Origin of the sequence: Candidatus Oleimmundimicrobium sp. (genome assembly GCF_030651595.1) — a bacterium.
Classification (GTDB): domain Bacteria; phylum Actinomycetota; class Aquicultoria; order UBA3085; family Oleimmundimicrobiaceae; genus JAUSCH01.
This window is the reverse complement of the sequence record NZ_JAUSCH010000057.1, coordinates 1-18920: the sequence shown is the minus strand read 5'-3', so window position 1 is coordinate 18920 and position 18920 is coordinate 1. Positions and strand designations below refer to the sequence as shown.

Here is an 18920-nt window from a genome sequence, read left to right as displayed (position 1 = left end):
GAATATTATGGATGTCTATAAAGCAATTTACAAAAGATGCAGCACAAGGTCTTTTGATGAAACAAGAGATGTTTCACTTGAGCTTGTTAACAAAATTCTTGAGGCTGCTTGCCAGGCCCCGTCTGCCGGGGATGTCCAGCCTTGGAGATTTTGGGTTGTAAGAAATCCTCAGTTAAAAGACAAGCTTACAACAGCCGCTATTAACCAGCAATTTATAGCAGAGGCGCCTGTAGTCATCATTGTTTGTTCTAATTTAGATGTTTGTGGTGAAGCATATGGTACTCGAGGAAGAGAACTCTATGCAATTCAAGACGCTGCTGCTGCAACAGAAAACATTCTTTTAGCAGCTTGCTCTGAAGGGCTTGGAGTTTGTTGGGTAGGAGCTTTTTATGAAGACAATGTGGCAGAGTTGTTAGACTTACCCAAAAATTTAAAACCTTTGGCGATAATTCCATTGGGATATCCTGTTCGTAAGAATGTAAAACCAAGCAGAATGCCAATCGAAGATGTTGTTGAATACCTGGATTGAGATTTCTTTTTTGTGGGTCGGATAACAGCTCTGGATCGCCTGCCCCCGATGCGGGCCTGTACCAGGCAGAACTCCCCCTTGTTTCACTCCGGGGTCAGACAGCTTCAACTCACTTCCTGAACAACCTATTTTTACGCCTAAAAATGATATGGTATATAAATTAGGTTAATGTGCTCATATGTTTACCCGCCACAGGAGGGCTTGCTCGCCTTTGGAGGGTCGCTGTCTACCCGGCCCACGGGGTTTAAAAAATAAAAACAATGAAAGTTTATACTTTTAATTTTCCTGGCGGCTGGTAGCTGGTGACCAGAGTTTGTATTTAAATGATATGGCAACTAGCTGATGGCGAATGGCATATAGCAGATGGTTTGAACTATTAGCTATTGAGCGAATGGCAGTGAGCGAGCCATTGGCTATCGAGGATGTAAAGCCGGGCTATTTGGCTAGTGGTAGTTTATTTTAATCCGTTCTCCTAACACTTAAACCATCAATTAATGCTTCGTTGGCGGAACAAAACCGATAGTTTCCATAGGTGCCGCTGAAGCTTTGATTTCCCCAAATTTTTGTTCATATTTAGAGATGTTTTCTTGTAAAGCTGCAAGAATGCGTTTCATGTGTCCCGGGCTGGTGATGACGCGGGCCGTTACTGCTCCAGAAGGGGGAGCAACCATAAGAAAATCCATAATAAACTCTTCTTTGGTGTGAGTTATAATTGTATTGTTTGTATAGACTCCGCCTTGCATGCTTTCAGGAAAGTTGACTTTTATCTCTCTTTTCTTTTCAAAAGACACGGTTTGCCTCCTTAAGTTATTGTAATTAATTTGATTGTCTATTTAGCTTTAGATAAATTATAATCCTAAAAGTTTAAAAATGGCTAAATTAATAGTTTTTTAAATTGAAGATTTAATAATTTAAAGGCGCGGGAATCTATCAATTGCAGCTTTTTTGTTAAATTGATAGAATTGAAAAGGTGATAAGATGCCTATTTTTGAATATAGATGTTCGAAATGTAATAAAAAATTTGAGTTACTCGTTGGTGTGGGCAAAGAAAACAATGATTTAAAATGCCCTCATTGTGGCTCAAAGGATATATTAAAGCTCTTTTCCAGCTTTGGTCTCAAAGGAGAGACCAATGGCGGAGTTGCTTCGAGCTGAGGCACTTGTTCGGCCTCCAGTTGTGATGGCTGTAGTTAAATTAAGAAAGGAGTGTTTCTTTTCGGTGGAAACTTTAGCGGAGTTTTATGAAGAGTTAAAAGATTGTCAGAGGTGTTCTCTTGGTAAAACGAGGACAAACATTGTTTTTGGAGCTGGTAATGAAAATGCTGATTTGGTGTTTGTGGGAGAAGCACCTGGGTGCAATGAGGACATACAGGGAAAACCTTTTGTGGGTGCCGCGGGGAAGCTACTTGATAAATTATTGGACTCAATTGGACTTGTAAGAGACCAAATTTATATTGCCAACGTTTTAAAATGTAGGCCTCCCAAAAACAGAGATCCTTTACCGAGTGAAATTGAAACATGTAAACCATTTTTATTGAAACAGATAGAGATAATTAAACCCAAGGTTGTTTGCACGCTTGGTAGGTTTGCGACTCAGGTTATTTTGGATAAAAATGTTCCCATTTCAAAGGTTCGGGGCAAGTGTTTTGACGGTAACGGCTATTATATATTTCCTATCTATCACCCAGCTGCGGCTTTATATCAAAGAACCAACCTCGACAAGCTTAAGGCCGATTTTTTAATACTTAAAGAGTTGTTAAGCAGCAAAGTTGATAAATTGGCTCAAAAAGAAGAAACTACAGAACAGTTAATGTTTTTTTAGGAGAAGAGTGAAAGGAAACGAGCTTATTGTTTTAACAAAATCTGTTTCTGAAACTCAAAAGCTAGCTGAAGGATTAGCACAATTTCTTCAAGCGGGAGATGTTATTAGCTTAACGGGTGATTTAGGCGCGGGTAAAACGTGTTTTGTCAAAGGATTAGCGCATGGTTTGAGAATTAATATGAAGATAACCAGCCCAACCTTCGCTCTAATTAAAGAATATATGAGCTTATCAAATTTACCTTTTTACCACTTTGATGTTTATCGCCTTAAATCTTTGCAAGAAATGTTAGATATTGGTTATGAAGAATATTTTTTTGGGGATGGTATTACGGTTATTGAGTGGGGTGATAAAGTAGCTCCTCTTTTACCTAAGGATTTTTTAGAGATAAAATTTAGACGTCTTTTGGAAGAAAACATTAGAGAAATAGATATAATACCTCATGGTGGACGTTGGAAAAAAATAGCTAAAAAATGGTTAAAAGAAAGCCGGAAAGACTGTCGCTCCGGCAAGAGTACCTCAGAGATTTGAGGCCCAGTCGGCGGGCACCTCCACTTGCTGGCTACCTTTTTCGGTGTCAAGCAATGGAGTTCCGTCCTTAAGCTAATGCCTTATGCCAAATGTTTCAATGAATCTCCGCATGGCTCGGTAACTAAAGCCGCGTCATGCAGTTATCAATCGAAACACCTTAATCTGTCTTTCCGGCAAATTAAAAATATAGAGTTTAATAACGCTATCTTTTCAAAAAAACTTGAGAACAAACAACCCGATAATTACTACCTCTCTATATTTAATATATAACATTCTGCTCTATCTTAAAAGCCATTCAGTTTATAACCAAAATGTTTACAAATGCTGTAATTTTCTGTGCTGAAAGAGCAGTTTTGACAGGCATATAACATTTTAGTTCTCAAAAAGGTTGTCAGTTGATATGATTTCAATAAAGAAAGGAGATTTCATGCTGTTACTTGCTTTCGATACGTCGAGTGATTTCTGCACGGTTGCGATAGGCAAAAAAGATGTTCTTTTGGGAGAACGCAGTATTTATGCACCACAAGGTCATATGCAAAAGCTTTTGCCTTTAGTGGATTCATTATTATCCGATGTTGGCTGTGATATAAGAGATATTGATGTAGTTGCGGTTGGCCTTGGTCCCGGTTCTTTTACAGGGGTAAGGATTGGCGTTTCCATTGCCAAAGGTCTTGCCCAGGGTTTAAAAAAACCAATTATTGGCATCTCTTCTTTAGACGCGCTGGCTAAAAATCTCAGTCTTGATAGTGGCCTGGTTTGTGCTGTTGTGGATGCCAAGAGGAAAGAAGTCTACTCCTGTCTTTATAAATGTTCTAATGAAGGGATTCAACGTTTAACTAATTATGAAGCTCTTTCTTCTGAAAAGTTATCTGATAAGTTAAACAACATAAATCAGGATGGTGAGATTATTTTAGTTGGAGACGGGTTAAAGTTATATGGGTCTCTCTTTAAAAAACGGATAAGAAAAGTAAATTTTGCTTCATCGGAGATGTGGTGCCCCAAGGCCTCGAGTATAAAAGATTTGGCGTTTATTAGATTAGAAAGTGGTGCATACGATAACTATCTAACGCTTGTGCCAATTTATGCTCGAATTCCTATTGCCGAGGAAATGTGGAAAAAAACACAGGCTCAGGAGTAAAGCGATGGAAGGCGAAAGAGAATGCTGAAAGGGAGAAGGATTAAGATATCGCCCATGCATTTCAGTGACATCGAAGAGGTTGTTAAAATTGAGAAAAAAGTTTTTTCCTCCCCCTGGCCGGCTGAAGTTTTTAAAGAGCAATTAAGACAGCCTGATTATGCATCTTATTTTGTGGCAAAAGTTGGTGGCAAGATTATTGGATACGCAGGAGCCATATTTAACAAAATTGAGGCGCATATAACAAACATTGCTATTAATGAAAGCTATAGACGGAAGAAAATTGGCAGTATGCTCTTATTAAAATTAATAAGAGCAGCTCAGGATAGAGGGAGCAAGCGTCTTTTTCTTGAGTTGAGAAAATCAAACTTAATTGCCTTAAAATTTTATGAAAAATTTGGTTTTCGGGTGTTAGGTTTAAGAAAAAATTACTATTCTGATAGTGGAGAAGATGCGGTGATTATGGTTGTTGATGACTTAAATTCAGCCAATTATAAAAATAAATTACAAAGTATTAGAGATTCTATTAAATTTAATGAGGTATAAAGTATGAATAACACAGATTTGAGCCAGGAAACTTTAATTTTAGGAATAGAAACATCTTGTGATGAAACCGCTGCGGCGGTTGTGGCTGATGGCAAGAGGATTTTGTCGAATATTATCGCGTCTCAAGTTAAATGGCATCAAAAGTTTAACGGGGTAGTGCCTGAGATTGCTTCCAGAAAACACGTGGAACTCATAAGCCCTGTTATAGAAGAGGCGTTGCTCGAGGCAAATGTTACCTTGGATGATATTGATGCCATCGCGGTTACTCGGGGCCCCGGTTTGGTAGGAGCGTTGTTGGTGGGTTTAGGTGTTGCCAAGGGACTTTCTTATGCGACAAAACTTCCTCTTATATGTGTAAATCATATTGAAGCTCATATTTTGGCTAATTTTCTTGAGCACCCAAACCTTAAACCGCCCTTAATTGCTCTCGTTGTTTCAGGTGGGCACACGGCTCTGGTTTATATGGGGGATTTTGGAGAATATGAAGTTCTTGGAGAAACCTTGGATGATGCGGCCGGAGAGGCGTTTGACAAAATAGCTAAGTTTTTGGGTTTAGGTTATCCCGGTGGTCCAATAATAGATAAGTTGGCTGCAAAAGGAAATTCTAAGGCCATAAATTTTCCCAGAGCTATGATTAATACCAATAATTATGATTTTAGTTTAAGCGGTCTCAAGACAGCCGTTTTAAATTATATTTCAAAACTTAAGGCGGAAGGTAAAGAAGTAAATATTCCCGACTTATGCGCAAGTTTTCAAGCTGCGGTAATAGATGTTCAAATTCATAAAACTCTTCGAGCAGCCAGAGAAAGAACTGTTGATGAGATAGTTTTGGCTGGAGGAGTTGCCGCGAACAAATCTCTTAGAGAGCGATTAAAAAAGGAAGCAGCCAAGATAGGCAAAGAACTTTTTTATTCCTCACTTCCTCTTTGTACCGATAATGCTGCTATGATTGCTTGTGTGGGTTACTATCGTTACCGGAAGGCAGATAAATATGGGGAAGAAATAGTTTGTTCGCTAGACGCAAATGCTGATCCAAACCTGTCTTTGGTAAAGGAAATTTAGATTTATGTAAACTAATTTAATATTTCTCTTATCTGTGGATAATGTGGATAACTTTGATTTCTCCTTTTTATGAAGTTGTGTCCCTATGGAAAAGATTTTTTAAAAGCACATTTGGATATCTAGTTTAAAAGGCGATAAAATTTATGTCATTAATGGATACTCAAAAAATCACGAAAAACAAATTGGGAATTATTAATTTATTTTTAGCGGCAATGTCGGGATGTTTGTTGGTTTTGGCTTTCCCCAGGTTTAACTGGTTTTTTGTGGCTTGGTTTGCTTTAGCTCCATTACTTTTTGCCATTTATCATTCTTCTTTCAAAGGCGCCTTGTTTTGTAGCTTGATGGCAGGAATAGTTTTTTTCGGAGGCCTCCTTTACTGGCTATTCATTTTTGGATTACTTGCGGGCTTTAGTCTAATTTTATGCCAAGCCATTTTCATTTTGCTTTTTGGATTGGGAGCAAAACTTATCCACAGTTATTTTAAAAAACCGCTTAGATTAATTTTTATTCCTGCTCTTTGGGTCTCCATAGAATTTATTCGTTCAATTGGCCCCTGGGGTTTTTCGTGGGGGGTTCTCGGCTATAGCCAGCATAATTTTCTTCCTGTCATTCAAATTGCAAGATGGGCCGGAGTTTTTGGAATATCGTTTCTTCTGGTTTTTGTTAACGAGTTTATTGCCGAAAGTTATATATCTGCTTTTTGCCCAAGCTGGTCTTTAAAAAATTCTGTTAAGGTTTTTTCGAAAAATATAATTGTGGTATTGATTGGAGTTTTTTTGCTGACAGGGATCGGGTATTTTAATTTATTGGGCTCTCAAAAAAATGAAAATACAACTAAAATCGCAATTTTACAGCCGAGTATTCCGCAGGAAATAAAATGGGAACCAATGAAAAAAGAAGATATTTTTAACATTCATCTTAAGTTAGCCCGGAAGGCGGCTGAAAAGAAGCCACAATTTATAATTTGGCCCGAAACAGCGACTCCGGCCTATTTGATGAGGGAAAAAGAGTACCTAAAAGAGATTAAAAGTCTTGCTAAAGAAACAAACAGTTATCTTATAGTGGGAGGACTTCGTGAAGAAAAGGGTTGTTATTTTAATTCCGTTTTTATCTTTTCTCCCGAAGGTGAAAAATTGGGTCATTATGATAAATTACATTTAGTTCCATTTGGAGAATATGTTCCCCTAAGACCGCTTTTTTCTAATATTAAAGCCGTTGCTGCTGTTACCGAGGATATGTCAGCCGGTGATAAATTGGCGGTATTTGAGACTGATAGAGGAAAGTTTTCGACAGTTATCTGCTTTGAATCAGCCGATTCTCTTCTTGTTCATCGTTTAGCTTCAAAAGGAGCGGAGATGCTTGTGGTTATAACAAACGATGGTTGGTTTAAAAGAACAGCAGCAGCGGAGCAGCATCTATCCATGGCGGTGCTGCGGGCAGTTGAAAATGATTTCTTTGTGGTTCAAGCGGCAAACACCGGCATATCTGCGGTTATAGATTCAAGAGGACGAGTATTGTCAGAAACGGCTCTCTTTGAAAGAAGATATTTGTTAGACGAAGTTACGTTAAAAGAAGGGAAGAGTTTTTATAGAAGATTTGGCAATCTCTTTTCCTACTGTTGCATTTTAATTTCTTTTGGTTGTTTCCTCTTTATTATTTATTCTAAAAACCGAGCTTATTGATAGTTGATTTTACAATTTTGTTGTTGTAATATATTTTTGTTAATTAAATTAGCACTCTACTTGTAAGAGTGCTAAAAATTATAAATATTATTGATAGGGGGGTTGATTATGAATTTACAGCCTTTAGGAGATCGTGTGGTTGTGAAGCCTGATAAAGGCGAGGAGAAAACCAAAAGCGGAATAGTTATTCCAGATACCGCCAAGGAAAAACCTCAAGAGGGTGAGATTGTTGCCGTAGGCAGCGGAAATCGAGACGAGAGTGGCAAAAAAATTCCTCTTGAAGTAAAAAAGGGCGACAAAGTCCTTTATTCAAAGTACGGTGGGACAGAAACTAAAGTAGAAGGCAAAGAATATCTCATATTAAGAGAAAGCGATATTTTAGCTATCGTAAAAAAATAATTTTAAAGGAGGCGAAAGAGCTAAATGGCAAAGGAAATAAAATTTAATGAAGAAGCTAGACGAAAAATGCAGGCTGGGGCTGATACTCTTGCTAATACAGTTAAAGTAACTCTTGGACCAAGAGGACGCAATGTTGTGCTTGAGAAAAAATTTGGTGCTCCAACTATCACAAACGATGGTGTAACAATTGCCAGAGAAATAGAATTAGAAGATCCATACGAAAATATGGGAGCTCAGTTAGTTAAGGAGGTTGCAACAAAGACAAATGATGTTGCGGGTGATGGGACGACAACTGCTACGTTGCTTGCTCAAAAGATGATAACCGAAGGTTTGAAAAACGTAACTGCCGGAGCAAATCCAATGATTTTAAAGAAGGGAATTGAAAAGGCAGTTCAAATGACGGTAGAGGAAATTAAAAAGATGAGCCGTTCAATTGCCGATGATCCTAAAAAGATTGCTGAAGTTGCGGCAATTTCTGCTGCTGACGAAGAGATTGGTGCGAAGATTGCTGAGGCAATGGGAAAAGTTGGCAAAGATGGTGTCATCACCGTTGAGGAATCTCAAACTTTTGGGATAGACATTGACGTTGTTGAAGGTATGCAATTTGATAAAGGTTATCTATCTCCTTACATGGTGACTGATACTGAAAGAATGGAAGCTGTTCTTGATGACCCATACATTCTTATTGCCAATCAAAAGACAGGGGCTGTTCATGATCTTTTGCCTATTTTGGAAAAGATTATGCAGACAAGCAAACCTCTCTTGATAGTTGCGGAGGATGTTGAAGGGGAAGCTTTAGCTACTCTTGTAGTTAACAAATTGCGTGGGACATTTACAGGCGTTGCGGTAAAGGCACCTGGTTTTGGTGACCGTCGGAAAGCAATGCTTCAAGATATCGCGATTATTACAGGTGGTCAGGTTGTTACCGAAGAACTTGGCATGAAGCTTGAGAATGTGACTCTTGATATGTTGGGTAAAGCGCATAGAGTAAAAGTTACCAAAGAAAACACAACTATCGTTGGTGGCCAAGGAAGCATAGAATCTATCAAGGGCCGTATCAATCAAATTAAGGTTGAAATTGAGCAAAGTGATTCAGAATTTGATAAAGAAAAGCTCCAGGAGAGACTGGCGAAGTTGAGCGGAGGTGTTGCTGTTGTTAAAGTAGGAGCAGCCACTGAAGTTGAGCTTAAAGAGAAAAAGCATCGCATAGAAGATGCGCTTTCTGCAACGCGAGCTGCTATCGAAGAAGGAATTGTTCCTGGCGGTGGGGTCGTGTTGGTTAATTGTATTTCCGCGATAGATAAAGTTGATGCCATTGGTGATGAGAAAACCGGTATTGAAATAGTCGAGCGTGCTTTGGAGGAGCCATTACGGCAAATTGCGAATAATGCTGGGCTTGAAGGTTCTGTCGTTGTAGAAAAAGTAAAGACTCTTAAAAAAGGTAAAGGGCTAAATGCTGCTACCTTTGAATATGTTGATATGGTTGAGGAAGGAATAATCGACCCGGCGAAAGTAACGAGGTCGGCTGTTCAAAATGCGGCGAGTGTTGCTGCCATGTTCTTAACTACGGAAGCTGCAGTAGCGGAAAAACCTGAAGAAAAAGGGGCAGGGATGCCATCTATGCCAGGCGGAGGCATGTCGGGCATGATGTAAGCTCTTCTCTAATTAATTTAGTAAAAAGATAAAAGAAAATCCCTTATTTTAATAAGGGATTTTCTTTTATCTAACTTTATGTTTGTTGCCTTCTTATTCTTGACAGTTTTTTTAGAGAAGGGTAAGATTAATTAATTTTAGAACTTTATGGGAAGGAATTTTTAAGAATGAAACAAACCCAGAACTTAGCTTAGCTATCAAGCTGAGCGAGTCTGGGTTATTTTTTAAAAATTTTAATTTATTTTAGGAGGCAATTGTATGGAAGTTGAAATCGGAAAAGGTAAATTTGGAAGAAGAGCTTATGGTTTCGATGATGTCGCAATAGTTCCAAGTAGGAGAACAAGAGACCCCCAAGATATAAACATTAGTACTAAAATAGGTGATTTTAAATTTAATCTACCGGTTATGGCTTCAGCAATGGACGGTGTAGTTAATCCTAAACTTGCCATTGAAATGGGTAAACTAGGTGGTTTAGCTGTAATAAACCTTGAGGGAATTCAGACAAAATATGAAAATCCTTCCACTATTCTTGATGAGATTGCAAAATTTTCTAAAGAAGAAGCAACTCATAAAATGCAAGAGATATATAAAGAACCCATAAAACCTGAGTTGATAGATGAAAGAATTAAAGAGATAAAGAAGGGCGGAGTTATCGCTGCTGCTTCACTTACGCCTCAGAGCGTAATGAAGTATTACAAAATCGTGTTGGACGCAGGCTTAGATATATTGGTTATTCAGGGAACGGTGGTAAGCGCGGAACACGTGAGCAGTACCAGTGAGCCTTTAGATTTAAACAAGTTTATTAAGTCAGTTTCCATTCCCGTTATTGTCGGCGGTTGTTGTTCTTACTCTGCAGCGCTTCACTTAATGAGAACTGGCGCGGTGGGGATTCTCGTAGGAGTTGGTCCAGGTGCTGCTTGTACTACTCGTCAAGTGTTAGGAGTTGGGGTGCCGCAGGCTACAGCAATTGCTGATGCTGCAGCTGCGAGAACACATTATTTAGATGAAACCGGAAAGTATGTCAAAGTGATAGCTGATGGGGGGATGAGAACGGGTGGAGATATTGCGAAGGCAATTGCTTGCGGGGCTGACATGGTAATGATCGGTTCACCCTTAGCGCGCGCAAAAAAGGCACCCGGCCGAGGTTATCATTGGGGAATGGCAACATTTCATCCCGATCTTCCTCGTGGAACCAGAGTTTATACCGGTACTGCCGGAAGTTTAAAGGAAATACTTCTTGGTCCCGCTTACGAAAATGACGGAACTTTGAATTTATTTGGAGCGCTTAGAACATCAATGGCTACCTGCGGATATAAAAATATAAAGGATTTTCAACAAGCAGAAGTAATGATTGCTCCCTCTTTTAAAACTGAGGGGAAACTTCTTCAACGAACTCAGGGCGTTGGGATGGGTTAGAAGCTGATGGCAGATGGCTGATGACAGATAGAGCATAGAGCTAAACTGTACAGTATATAGGTTAAGATATACAGGTTAAGAGCTTATCGGCTATTGAGGCCACCAGATACTGGTCTGACGATAAGGCCGGGTTATTTGGTGAGGGTAAAGGGCTGGCAGATAAAAGCTGTTAGTTCTCATTTTTATTTTTTAAACTTTTGTTATTTAACAACTAAGAGGCAAGGTGATTGTGATGGGCGGGAATCAAGGCAAAAACATACAAAAGGTGCTGGTGCTGGACTTTGGGGCTCAATATAGCCGGCTAATTGCCAGGCGTGTCAGGGAATGTAAAGTTTATTCTGAAATTGTTCCTTATGATATTTCAGTTGATGAAATAAAAAAAATTAATCCCGTTGGCCTTATACTTTCAGGTGGCCCTGCCAGTGTCCATGTTCCGGGTTCTCCGTTATACAACAAAAAGATATTTGAGCTTGGAATTCCCATTCTTGGTATTTGTTATGGGATGCAGCTTATGGCAAAGATGTTGGGTGGAGAAGTTGCTAAAACAGGAAAGAGCGAATACGGGAAGACTAAACTTTTTGCCAAAGAAGATACACTACTTTTTAAAGAAATTCCCCTTGAGCAAAGTGTTTGGATGAGCCATCGTGATTCAGTAAAAACTATGCCAACCGGGTTTGAGCTTGTTGCAAGCACTGAATCAACCAAGGTGGCCGCCATGGAGAATGTGGAGAAAAACATTTATGGTGTTCAATTTCACCCTGAAGTGGCTCACACTCCTTTTGGCCTCGATATCTTAAAGAACTTTCTTTATATTGCTTGTCAATGTAATCCATCTTGGACAATGGTTTCCATTATTGAGAGGTCCATTAAGGATATTAAAGAAAAGGTGGGCAAAAATAAGATAATTTGTGGGTTAAGTGGTGGCGTTGATTCCGCGGTTGCGGCAGTTTTGGTTCACAAGGCCGTCGGGGACCAACTTACTTGTGTCTTTGTTAATCATGGTCTACTTCGAAAAGGGGAGGCCGAGCAGGTAGAAGAAACTTTCAGAAGAAATTTTAAGATTAACCTGGTTCAAATAGATGCCCGAGAGCGTTTCTTAAAAAAACTTAAGGGGATTACTGACCCCGAAAAGAAAAGAGTTGTTATTGGTGAGGAGTTTATTAGGGTTTTTGAAGAATTTGCCCATGAACTTAAAGATGTAAATTTTTTAGTTCAAGGAACTTTATATCCCGATGTAATTGAGAGCGGAACCAGGGATGCTGCTAAGATAAAAACCCATCACAATGTGGGTGGGTTGCCGTTGAAAATGGACTTTAAACTTATTGAGCCTCTTAGATTGCTTTTTAAAGATGAAGTTAGGGCGATGGGCGAGGAGCTTGGTTTATCTGAAGAGATTGTTTGGCGACAACCATTCCCCGGCCCGGGACTGGCCATAAGAATAATTGGGGAGGTTACATCTGAACGGCTGGAAATTTTAAGACAAGCCGATGCCATAGTAACGGAAGAGACAAAAAGAGCAAATCTTTATCGGAGTCTCTGGCAGTCGTTTGCGGTTTTGGCATGTGTTAAAAGTGTTGGTGTTATGGGAGATGAAAGAACTTATTCTTATCCAATAATTATTAGGGCGGTTACATCTGAAGATGCTATGACAGCGGATTGGGCAAGATTGCCTTATGATGTCTTAGAGAGATTATCCAATCGAATAATAAATGAAGTTTCAGGGGTAAATCGGGTCGCATATGATATTAGCTCAAAACCACCGAGTACAATTGAGTGGGAATAGATAAGTGGAAAGTCAGTAGTAAGTAGTTAGGAATCAAGAACAAATTGGAGATTCCTTAACGACTACCGACTACCGACTACAAGGGGGTTTTATGACGGAAATTGAAAAGGAGCTGGAAAAGCTTCGGGAAGAAATTGATAAAATAGACGAGAACCTGGTAAAAATTTTAAATGAGAGGACAAAAATAGTTTTAAAGGTAAAAAAATTGAAAGCCGAAGGAGCTTTTCCCGTTTATGATCCTCGTCGGGAGGAAGAGATATTTGAGAAGATTTCGGCCTGTAACTCAGGCCCTCTTTATGATGATGCAATCCATGAAATATACGAGGTAATTCTGCATTGTATGAAAGATTTGGAGAAATAAATGGATGCTTTTAACTCAAAAAAAGTTGTTGTAATAGCTGGTCCTTGTGCAATTGAAAGCAAGGAACAGCTACTTGAAGTGGCTAAAGCGGTAAAAGAGGCCGGTATAAAATATTTAAGAGGTGGGGCTTATAAACCACGCTCATCTCCTTATAGTTTTCAAGGCCTTGGAGAAGAAGGATTAAAGTATCTTTCTGAAGCCGGAAAGCGCTTTGGGCTCACGACTATAACTGAGGTTACCGACTCTGAACTTGCCGAACTTGTTGCAAAATATGTTGATGTTCTTCAAGTTGGGGCACGAAACATGGATAATTACTCGCTTCTTAAAAAACTTGGCAAGATAACGGCCTTAAATAAAAAGACAGTTCTACTTAAAAGAGGGTTTTCAGCCAAAATTGAAGAGTGGCTGCTTGCAGCCGAGTATATTACTTCGGCGGGAAATCCAAATGTTGTTTTGTGTGAGCGTGGGATAAGAACCTTTGAAACTGCCACGCGATTTACACTTGATTTAAATGCTGTTCCGGTGGTTAAAAAATTAAGTACTCATCCAATAGTAGTTGATACCAGTCATTCGACGGGTCACGCGGATATGGTTATCCCAATGAGCAGAGCCGCTGTTGCGGCGGGGGCTGATGGAATAATGGTTGAGGTGCATCCAAACCCTAAAAAAGCTTTATGTGATGGAGCCCAATCACTAACTCCTATCGAGCTTGAGCAACTAATTAAGGAAATTCGGCCCGTGGCTAAAGCTCTTGGGAAAGATATAGGTTAATACAGTTAAATTTAATCTAACTTTGTTTAGACAAGGTTAATTTCCCAAAGAAATTTACTAAAACATTATCTTAAGCATTTAATCAAAAAGGCAATAAATTTATTGTGATTTATATGGAACAAAAGCTTTAAAGATTAAATAACTATTTAAAAAGATATAAAATTAAAAAAGTTTAAGTGAAGTTTAGGGGCAGAATTTGAAGGCATATCTGGATATTGAAACATCCTCTGATGGGAGAATAACTGTTGTTGGTATGTATCGACCCAGCAAAGATTTAAAGCAGCTTGTTTTACCAAACATTACTTCCCAAGAAATACTTGATTTTTTAAATGATGCTGAAGCAATTGTTACTTACAATGGCGACCGTTTCGACCTCCCTGTTATTTATAAACATCTGGGATTGGATTTGATGGGCTGTTTTAAGTCGCTTGATTTAATGTACGATTGTTGGGAACATAATTTGTATGGTGGTTTAAAGAAAGTGGAAAAAAAGCTTGGAATTCACAGAGATTTACCTGATATGAATGGTTATGATGCAGTTAAACTTTGGTCTAAATATGAAACGCGTAGTGATAGAAAAGCGCTTGAAGTGCTTTTAAAATATAATGAAGAAGATGTGTTAAATCTTTGTATTCTTGAAGAACTATTGAAAGCAAAAAAGGTTGAAGATTGATTTTTTATAAGAGATTACTGTTTTAGCTTCCTCGTGAGAACATTTGTTTGCTGTATGCTGTTTCGCCAGGTATAATGAGGTTATTGGTAATAAAAATACATGGAGGCAATTAAGTGGAGACATATTTCGTTGCTTTGCTCGTTTTTATAGCCATCTTGTTTTGTATTGGGTTTTTTGGGCTTGTCTTTAGGTCTAAACAAGAAGGGACGTCAATTCCTCTTTTACAGCAACAAATTTTAGAACTTCAAAAACAGGTACGCGATAGTTTAAGTGAAGGTAATAAGCGTATGGATGAGCGACTTGAAAGCATCAGCAAGCTTATGGCTGATTCAAATAAAACCTTAGGAGAACGGCTTCAAGGAGCAACCAGGGTTGTAGGCGATGTTCAAAAGGGCTTAGGTGAACTTTCTAAAGCTACTGACCAGATGATTGATGTGGGAAAAGACATCTCAAAACTTCAGGATATTTTGCAAGCGCCCAAGTTGCGTGGGATGATGGGTGAGATGTTCTTAGAAGAATTATTGTCTCAAGTTCTTCCAAAAAAATATTTTCAGATGGGATATAGTTTTCGAAGTGGCGAAAAGGTTGATGCCATTGTTTATATCGGCAAGATGTTAGTGCCGGTCGATTCAAAATTTCCTCTTGAAAATTTTAGACGTTTAATTGAAAGCCAAACGGAGGAGGAACGTAAAATTAACCGGAAAAGTTTTGCCCGTGATGTAAAAAAACATGTAGATGCCATTGCTCAGAAGTATATTCTTCCGGATGAAGGAACTTCAGATTTTGCTTTCATGTATATCCCGGCTGAAAATGTTTATTATGAGGTCATAGTGTCAGGTGATAATTCCGAGGAGAACATTTGTGATTACGCTGTCGGAAAAAGGGTAATTCCTGTATCACCCAACACGTTTCTTGCTTATTTGCAGGTTATAGTCATGGGGTTAAAGGGTCTTTCGATTGAGAAAAATGCTAAAAAGGTAATGAATTATTTGGGGCGATTGCAAGGAGATCTTACTCGTTTTAGAGACGATTTTGAGGTTGTTGGAAGACACATCTCAAATGCAAAAAATAAATATGAAGAGTCTGAAAGAAAGCTTGAGCGTTTGGGTGACAAGCTTTTAAACGTCGGCAAAACTTCGGATGAAATTGAGAATGATTGAGTGGCTGTTAATTTCGATGCTTTTTAATTCCTTTTTAAATTTTGCTTATTGCTGCTTAACATAGAGCCGGGATTAAACGCATGTGTTATTTTGCCAGCTAAACGGTATTAAGCATTTTTTTTCGTGGATTAAGGTCGATTTTGCGTTATTATTAACAAATGATGAGATTAAAAAAAACCGTTAGTTAGGGGAAAAATTATGCATAAAAAGGGAGAGAAAGTTTTTTATCCATATCATGGAATTGGAATTATTGAGGATGTAACAACCAAGAAATTTAATGATGAGAAAAAGAAATATTATGTATTATTATTTTCAGATGAAAATATGAAGATAATGGTGCCATTTGAGAAGGCGGATGAATTAGGATTAAGAAGTGTTTTGTCAAAAAAAGAAATCAAAGAGGTTTTAAACGTTCTTAAAGAAAAAGCAAGTAAGCCAAAATCCAAAGAGGAAGAAGGCGCTTTTGCTCGTTCTTATTATCTGGATATGGTAGGGAGTTCATCGGTTTTTGATGTGGTCGAAGGGGTTTGTGATCTGTTATACAAAAAAGAAAGTAGTAAATTGAGCAGGGTTGAGGATGATTTGTTAAAAAGAGGGCTTTGTATATTGAGTAGTTTAATAATGAATACTAAACAAACAAGTGAGACAAAAGCAAAAAAACTTCTTATTGACTCCTGGGAAGAAGGATTTGCCAAGAAAAAGAAATCCTAAAATTCAATGCTCTTTTAAGTATAAATTTTAGCTCGATTTAAAAATAAACAAGAAAAGAAAAAGGATTTGAAAAATTTTATTAATGGAATTTAAATAAAGCGTTTGGGAGGAAATGATGTCAGGAAGGCTATCTAATAAAGGGTTGTCCGTATTGGTTTTATTAGTCGCGTTACTGGCTATTTTTTCAATCACATCGCTTAATAGTAATCTTGTTTTAGCCGTGGAGCATGGAGAAAAAGTCCATGAAGAAGCGGAACACGAAGAGGAACATATTGTAATAGAGCATGAGGCAGAAGAGGCAGAGCATGAAACAATCGAGCATGGAGAAGATGAACATGAAGTGGAAGAAGGTATTGAAATTCCCGCGGTTGTTGATGTGGCGATTCTGGTTGCGATTGCTGTATTGATTTTAGGAGCCGGGAAAATTCTTGGAGGTTTTGCGAAAAAGACAGCCTAACCTTTAATTAGATTTAAAGTTTCCTTGTATACAAGATAAGTTTCTTCGGTAAAGAGAACGAATTTCACCTCATCAAATTTGTTGTTTTCTTTTAAGAAATCTACTACTGTTTTTAAGGCGATTTTTGCTGCTTCTTTGAGTGGATACCTGTAAGCCCCTGTGCTGATTGACGGGAAAGCGATGGTTTTAATCTCTTTTTTCATGGCAAGTTTTAAACTATTTGTGTAGGCATCTTTCAAAAGCTCCGGCTCTCGGTTTTTTCTACCTCTCCAAATGGGACCTACAGTGTGAATCACGTATTTGGCAAGGAGGCTCCCTCCGGTTGTTATAACTGCCTCACCTGTAGGAAGTCGTCCGATTTTCTTGATTATCTCTTTGCATTCTTTGAGAATTTTGGGTCCGCCGATTTTGTGAATTGCGCCGTCCACGCCACCGCCACCAATAAGAGAACTGTTTGCGGCATTTACTATGGCCTCGGTATCTTGTTTGGTTATATCTCCTTGGATTAAAGAAAGGGTAGTTTTATTTACTTTTATGTTCATCTTGGTTCCTTATAATGAAGTTATTGGTTGCCTGCTGTCATTGCGAGCTCCCATTTCCTGTCATTGCGAGTCCCGATGTTTATCAGGACGAAGCAATCTCTGTTTACCAGGAGCTTCGAGATCACCACGCTCACTTCGTTCACTCGTGATGACAAAAGAAGAAAAACGTCATTGCCTGGCACAGGAGCTGCGCTTGAGCTTCCGCTTTCTGCCATTGCGAGGAGCGTAAGCGACCTGCCTGCCGGTAGGCACGGCGTGGCAATCTCGTATCTATTTTAACCACAAAGTTTTAGATATTTTCATCTTCATAATCAATAAATATCTCAACATCCAATTGCTTAAGAACTTCTGCGATGTGATTGTGAATTGAGACGATATCGGAGCCGGCAAAGAGCAGACCGCATGCTTTTTTATCCCTTGTTAAGACCAAAGAACCGGAATCGCCTGGTTGGGACATGAAAGTTGTAAGAATTTGATTTCTAAAAAGCGGCACACCTTTGTCATAATGTATTCGTATGGATGCTTTAGTATCTAAAACTTCCCCGTATGTGTGGCCCGTTGTGCGCCCGGTCTTTTGAACTATCATACCAACCCTTGCTTTGGTAACTCCGCCTACTTTTCCGATGTCGAGGATTGTTTCCTCCACCAAATCTTCGCTCAAGGGCTCCGCCAACGCCGCGTCCACGGTGTTTGGATTATAAAAATCAATCTTAACCCACCTTAGTAATTTTGCTATGACATCTTTTCTTTTGTGGCCACCGTCCAATATGCCCGGTTGAATTATCGGGTTGCCCTTTTTGGCCCTGTTTTCGTTTGCCAGAACGTGGTTATTACTTAAAATTAGTTTTTTGCCTGTTTTTTTATCCCTTACGACGACGCCAAGTGTTCCCGCTCCTACTTTTTTATGAGCTATGCTTACTCCGCCCGGCGCGGGCCTAATTTTTTCCCGGTAAGCCATGGAGGGATAGGCAAGAGCTTCAATTTTCCCAATTTCGATTACATCCGTTACAATCTTCTTTTTTTGTTTGAATTTTCTTAATCCAAATGTGGATACGGATAAGGTTTTTGGAATGATATCTTTCTTTAGGAGCTCATCAACGGGAAGTTTCTTCTCAACATAGTATCTTAAGGATTTTTCTTTTGTTATTTTTCCTTCGACAATTTTTGGGCCAAAACCGACACCGACGATGTTTTTTGTTCCGATTTCTGGTTCCGCGCTTCTTATTATTTTTTCAATGGGGGAAAGTTTTGGATTATTCATTTCTCTCCTTGTCTTGATAGGTTTTAACTTCTCCTACTTCGATAACGCGCGTCGGTATGCCTTCAATTTCTTTGGGGATTATTTCATCTTTAGAAAGTTTCTCTTCGGGAAGCTTTTTTGTGACATAGATGTTTATGCATCTAATATAGGTTTCCTGGTGCAGGACTTCGCTTTTAACTTTCTTCTTTCCAATACCGATTCCCACAACATGCGAGTGTTTCATCAGACGTGGTTCATTTTGTTTTTTTATCCTTTGAATCTTTTTATAATCTTCCATATCTTGATTCTACTCGATTTTTCATGGGGTTGCAGAAAGAAAGGGGGGGTTGCAAGTTGGTGCTATAAATCACTGGTTTACCCGGCTTGCCTGCCGTAGGAGGGTCGCCCATAAATAACTCACCGGGTTCTAAAAAGCAAAAAAATAATGA

Annotated in this window: 22 protein-coding genes; 18 read left to right on the top strand and 4 right to left on the bottom strand. The window is 38.8% G+C overall.

All coding sequences use genetic code 11. The features are described 5' to 3' along the window. Window positions 1–7 precede the first annotated feature (7 nt). Window positions 8–529, top strand: coding sequence for a nitroreductase family protein (locus tag Q7U95_RS03850; RefSeq protein WP_308752006.1), 522 nt, complete (start codon window positions 8–10; stop codon window positions 527–529). Between the two features lie 491 nt (window positions 530–1020). Here Q7U95_RS03850 and Q7U95_RS03845 read toward each other — a convergent pair whose 3' ends face one another. After that, the gene (locus Q7U95_RS03845; protein WP_308752004.1) at window positions 1021–1320 is read right to left on the bottom strand and encodes a DUF3467 domain-containing protein; all 300 of its coding nucleotides are present in this window, start codon (window positions 1318–1320) and stop codon (window positions 1021–1023) included. A 187-nt stretch (window positions 1321–1507) separates the two neighbouring features. Here Q7U95_RS03845 and Q7U95_RS03840 point away from each other — a divergent pair, with 187 nt between their 5' ends. The 17 genes from Q7U95_RS03840 to Q7U95_RS03760 all read left to right on the top strand — a co-directional run bounded on the left by Q7U95_RS03840 (window position 1508) and on the right by Q7U95_RS03760 (window position 16689). After that, on the top strand, window positions 1508–1684 hold the full coding sequence (locus Q7U95_RS03840; protein WP_308752002.1) for a zinc ribbon domain-containing protein: 177 nt from the start codon (window positions 1508–1510) through the stop codon (window positions 1682–1684). Next, window positions 1662–2351 carry a uracil-DNA glycosylase gene (locus Q7U95_RS03835; protein WP_308752000.1) on the top strand — a complete coding sequence of 230 codons (690 nt, stop codon included), beginning with the start codon at window positions 1662–1664 and terminating at the stop codon, window positions 2349–2351. The genes Q7U95_RS03840 and Q7U95_RS03835 overlap by 23 nt, the downstream gene beginning before the upstream one ends. 7 nt (window positions 2352–2358) lie before the next feature. Further along, window positions 2359–2880: a tRNA (adenosine(37)-N6)-threonylcarbamoyltransferase complex ATPase subunit type 1 TsaE gene (gene tsaE, locus Q7U95_RS03830; protein WP_308751998.1), complete on the top strand. Its 522-nt coding sequence runs from the start codon at window positions 2359–2361 to the stop codon at window positions 2878–2880. A gap of 400 nt (window positions 2881–3280) precedes the next feature. Then, window positions 3281–4018, top strand: a complete 738-nt coding sequence (gene tsaB / locus Q7U95_RS03825) for a tRNA (adenosine(37)-N6)-threonylcarbamoyltransferase complex dimerization subunit type 1 TsaB (protein WP_308751996.1) — start codon at window positions 3281–3283, stop codon at window positions 4016–4018. 21 nt (window positions 4019–4039) lie between these two features. After that, window positions 4040–4561, top strand: coding sequence for a ribosomal protein S18-alanine N-acetyltransferase (rimI, locus tag Q7U95_RS03820; RefSeq protein WP_308751994.1), 522 nt, complete (start codon window positions 4040–4042; stop codon window positions 4559–4561). A 3-nt stretch (window positions 4562–4564) separates the two neighbouring features. Further along, window positions 4565–5623 carry a tRNA (adenosine(37)-N6)-threonylcarbamoyltransferase complex transferase subunit TsaD gene (gene tsaD / locus Q7U95_RS03815; RefSeq protein WP_308751992.1) on the top strand — a complete coding sequence of 353 codons (1059 nt, stop codon included), beginning with the start codon at window positions 4565–4567 and terminating at the stop codon, window positions 5621–5623. 143 nt (window positions 5624–5766) lie between these two features. Further along, a complete protein-coding gene (gene lnt / locus Q7U95_RS03810) occupies window positions 5767–7305 on the top strand; it encodes an apolipoprotein N-acyltransferase (protein WP_308751990.1) in 1539 nt (512 codons plus the stop codon). Window positions 7306–7413: 108 nt separating this feature from the next. After that, on the top strand, window positions 7414–7704 hold the full coding sequence (groES, locus tag Q7U95_RS03805) for a co-chaperone GroES (RefSeq protein ID WP_308751988.1): 291 nt from the start codon (window positions 7414–7416) through the stop codon (window positions 7702–7704). 24 nt (window positions 7705–7728) lie between these two features. Continuing rightward, complete coding sequence (gene groL, locus Q7U95_RS03800; protein ID WP_308751986.1) at window positions 7729–9357, top strand: chaperonin GroEL; 1629 nt, start codon at window positions 7729–7731, stop codon at window positions 9355–9357. A 258-nt stretch (window positions 9358–9615) separates the two neighbouring features. Next, window positions 9616–10773 carry a GuaB3 family IMP dehydrogenase-related protein gene (locus tag Q7U95_RS03795; protein ID WP_308751984.1) on the top strand — a complete coding sequence of 386 codons (1158 nt, stop codon included), beginning with the start codon at window positions 9616–9618 and terminating at the stop codon, window positions 10771–10773. 232 nt (window positions 10774–11005) lie between these two features. Next, window positions 11006–12556 (top strand): glutamine-hydrolyzing GMP synthase, encoded by a 1551-nt coding sequence (gene guaA / locus Q7U95_RS03790; RefSeq protein ID WP_308751982.1) that lies wholly within the window; start codon window positions 11006–11008, stop codon window positions 12554–12556. A 91-nt stretch (window positions 12557–12647) separates the two neighbouring features. Beyond that, on the top strand, window positions 12648–12917 hold the full coding sequence (locus tag Q7U95_RS03785; protein WP_308751981.1) for a chorismate mutase: 270 nt from the start codon (window positions 12648–12650) through the stop codon (window positions 12915–12917). Then, window positions 12918–13688 carry a 3-deoxy-7-phosphoheptulonate synthase gene (aroF, locus tag Q7U95_RS03780; RefSeq protein ID WP_308751979.1) on the top strand — a complete coding sequence of 257 codons (771 nt, stop codon included), beginning with the start codon at window positions 12918–12920 and terminating at the stop codon, window positions 13686–13688. A 196-nt stretch (window positions 13689–13884) separates the two neighbouring features. Then, a complete protein-coding gene (locus Q7U95_RS03775) occupies window positions 13885–14361 on the top strand; it encodes a ribonuclease H-like domain-containing protein (protein ID WP_308751977.1) in 477 nt (158 codons plus the stop codon). A gap of 113 nt (window positions 14362–14474) precedes the next feature. Further along, a complete protein-coding gene (locus tag Q7U95_RS03770) occupies window positions 14475–15521 on the top strand; it encodes a DNA recombination protein RmuC (RefSeq protein ID WP_308751975.1) in 1047 nt (348 codons plus the stop codon). 198 nt (window positions 15522–15719) lie between these two features. Further along, complete coding sequence (locus tag Q7U95_RS03765) at window positions 15720–16232, top strand: CarD family transcriptional regulator (RefSeq protein WP_308751973.1); 513 nt, start codon at window positions 15720–15722, stop codon at window positions 16230–16232. A gap of 115 nt (window positions 16233–16347) precedes the next feature. Next, window positions 16348–16689, top strand: coding sequence for a hypothetical protein (locus Q7U95_RS03760; protein ID WP_308751971.1), 342 nt, complete (start codon window positions 16348–16350; stop codon window positions 16687–16689). On the opposite strand, the gene Q7U95_RS03755 is transcribed toward Q7U95_RS03760, so the two are convergent. The 3 genes from Q7U95_RS03755 to Q7U95_RS03745 all read right to left on the bottom strand — a co-directional run bounded on the left by Q7U95_RS03755 (window position 16686) and on the right by Q7U95_RS03745 (window position 18769). Continuing rightward, window positions 16686–17231: an O-acetyl-ADP-ribose deacetylase gene (locus tag Q7U95_RS03755; protein WP_308751969.1), complete on the bottom strand. Its 546-nt coding sequence runs from the start codon at window positions 17229–17231 to the stop codon at window positions 16686–16688. The genes Q7U95_RS03760 and Q7U95_RS03755 overlap by 4 nt on opposite strands. Window positions 17232–17520: 289 nt before the next feature. Next, window positions 17521–18492, bottom strand: coding sequence for a hypothetical protein (locus Q7U95_RS03750; RefSeq protein ID WP_308751967.1), 972 nt, complete (start codon window positions 18490–18492; stop codon window positions 17521–17523). Further along, window positions 18485–18769, bottom strand: a complete 285-nt coding sequence (locus tag Q7U95_RS03745; RefSeq protein WP_308751965.1) for a hypothetical protein — start codon at window positions 18767–18769, stop codon at window positions 18485–18487. Before Q7U95_RS03745 ends, Q7U95_RS03750 begins: the two co-directional genes overlap by 8 nt. Between the last annotated feature and the right edge of the window lie 151 nt (window positions 18770–18920).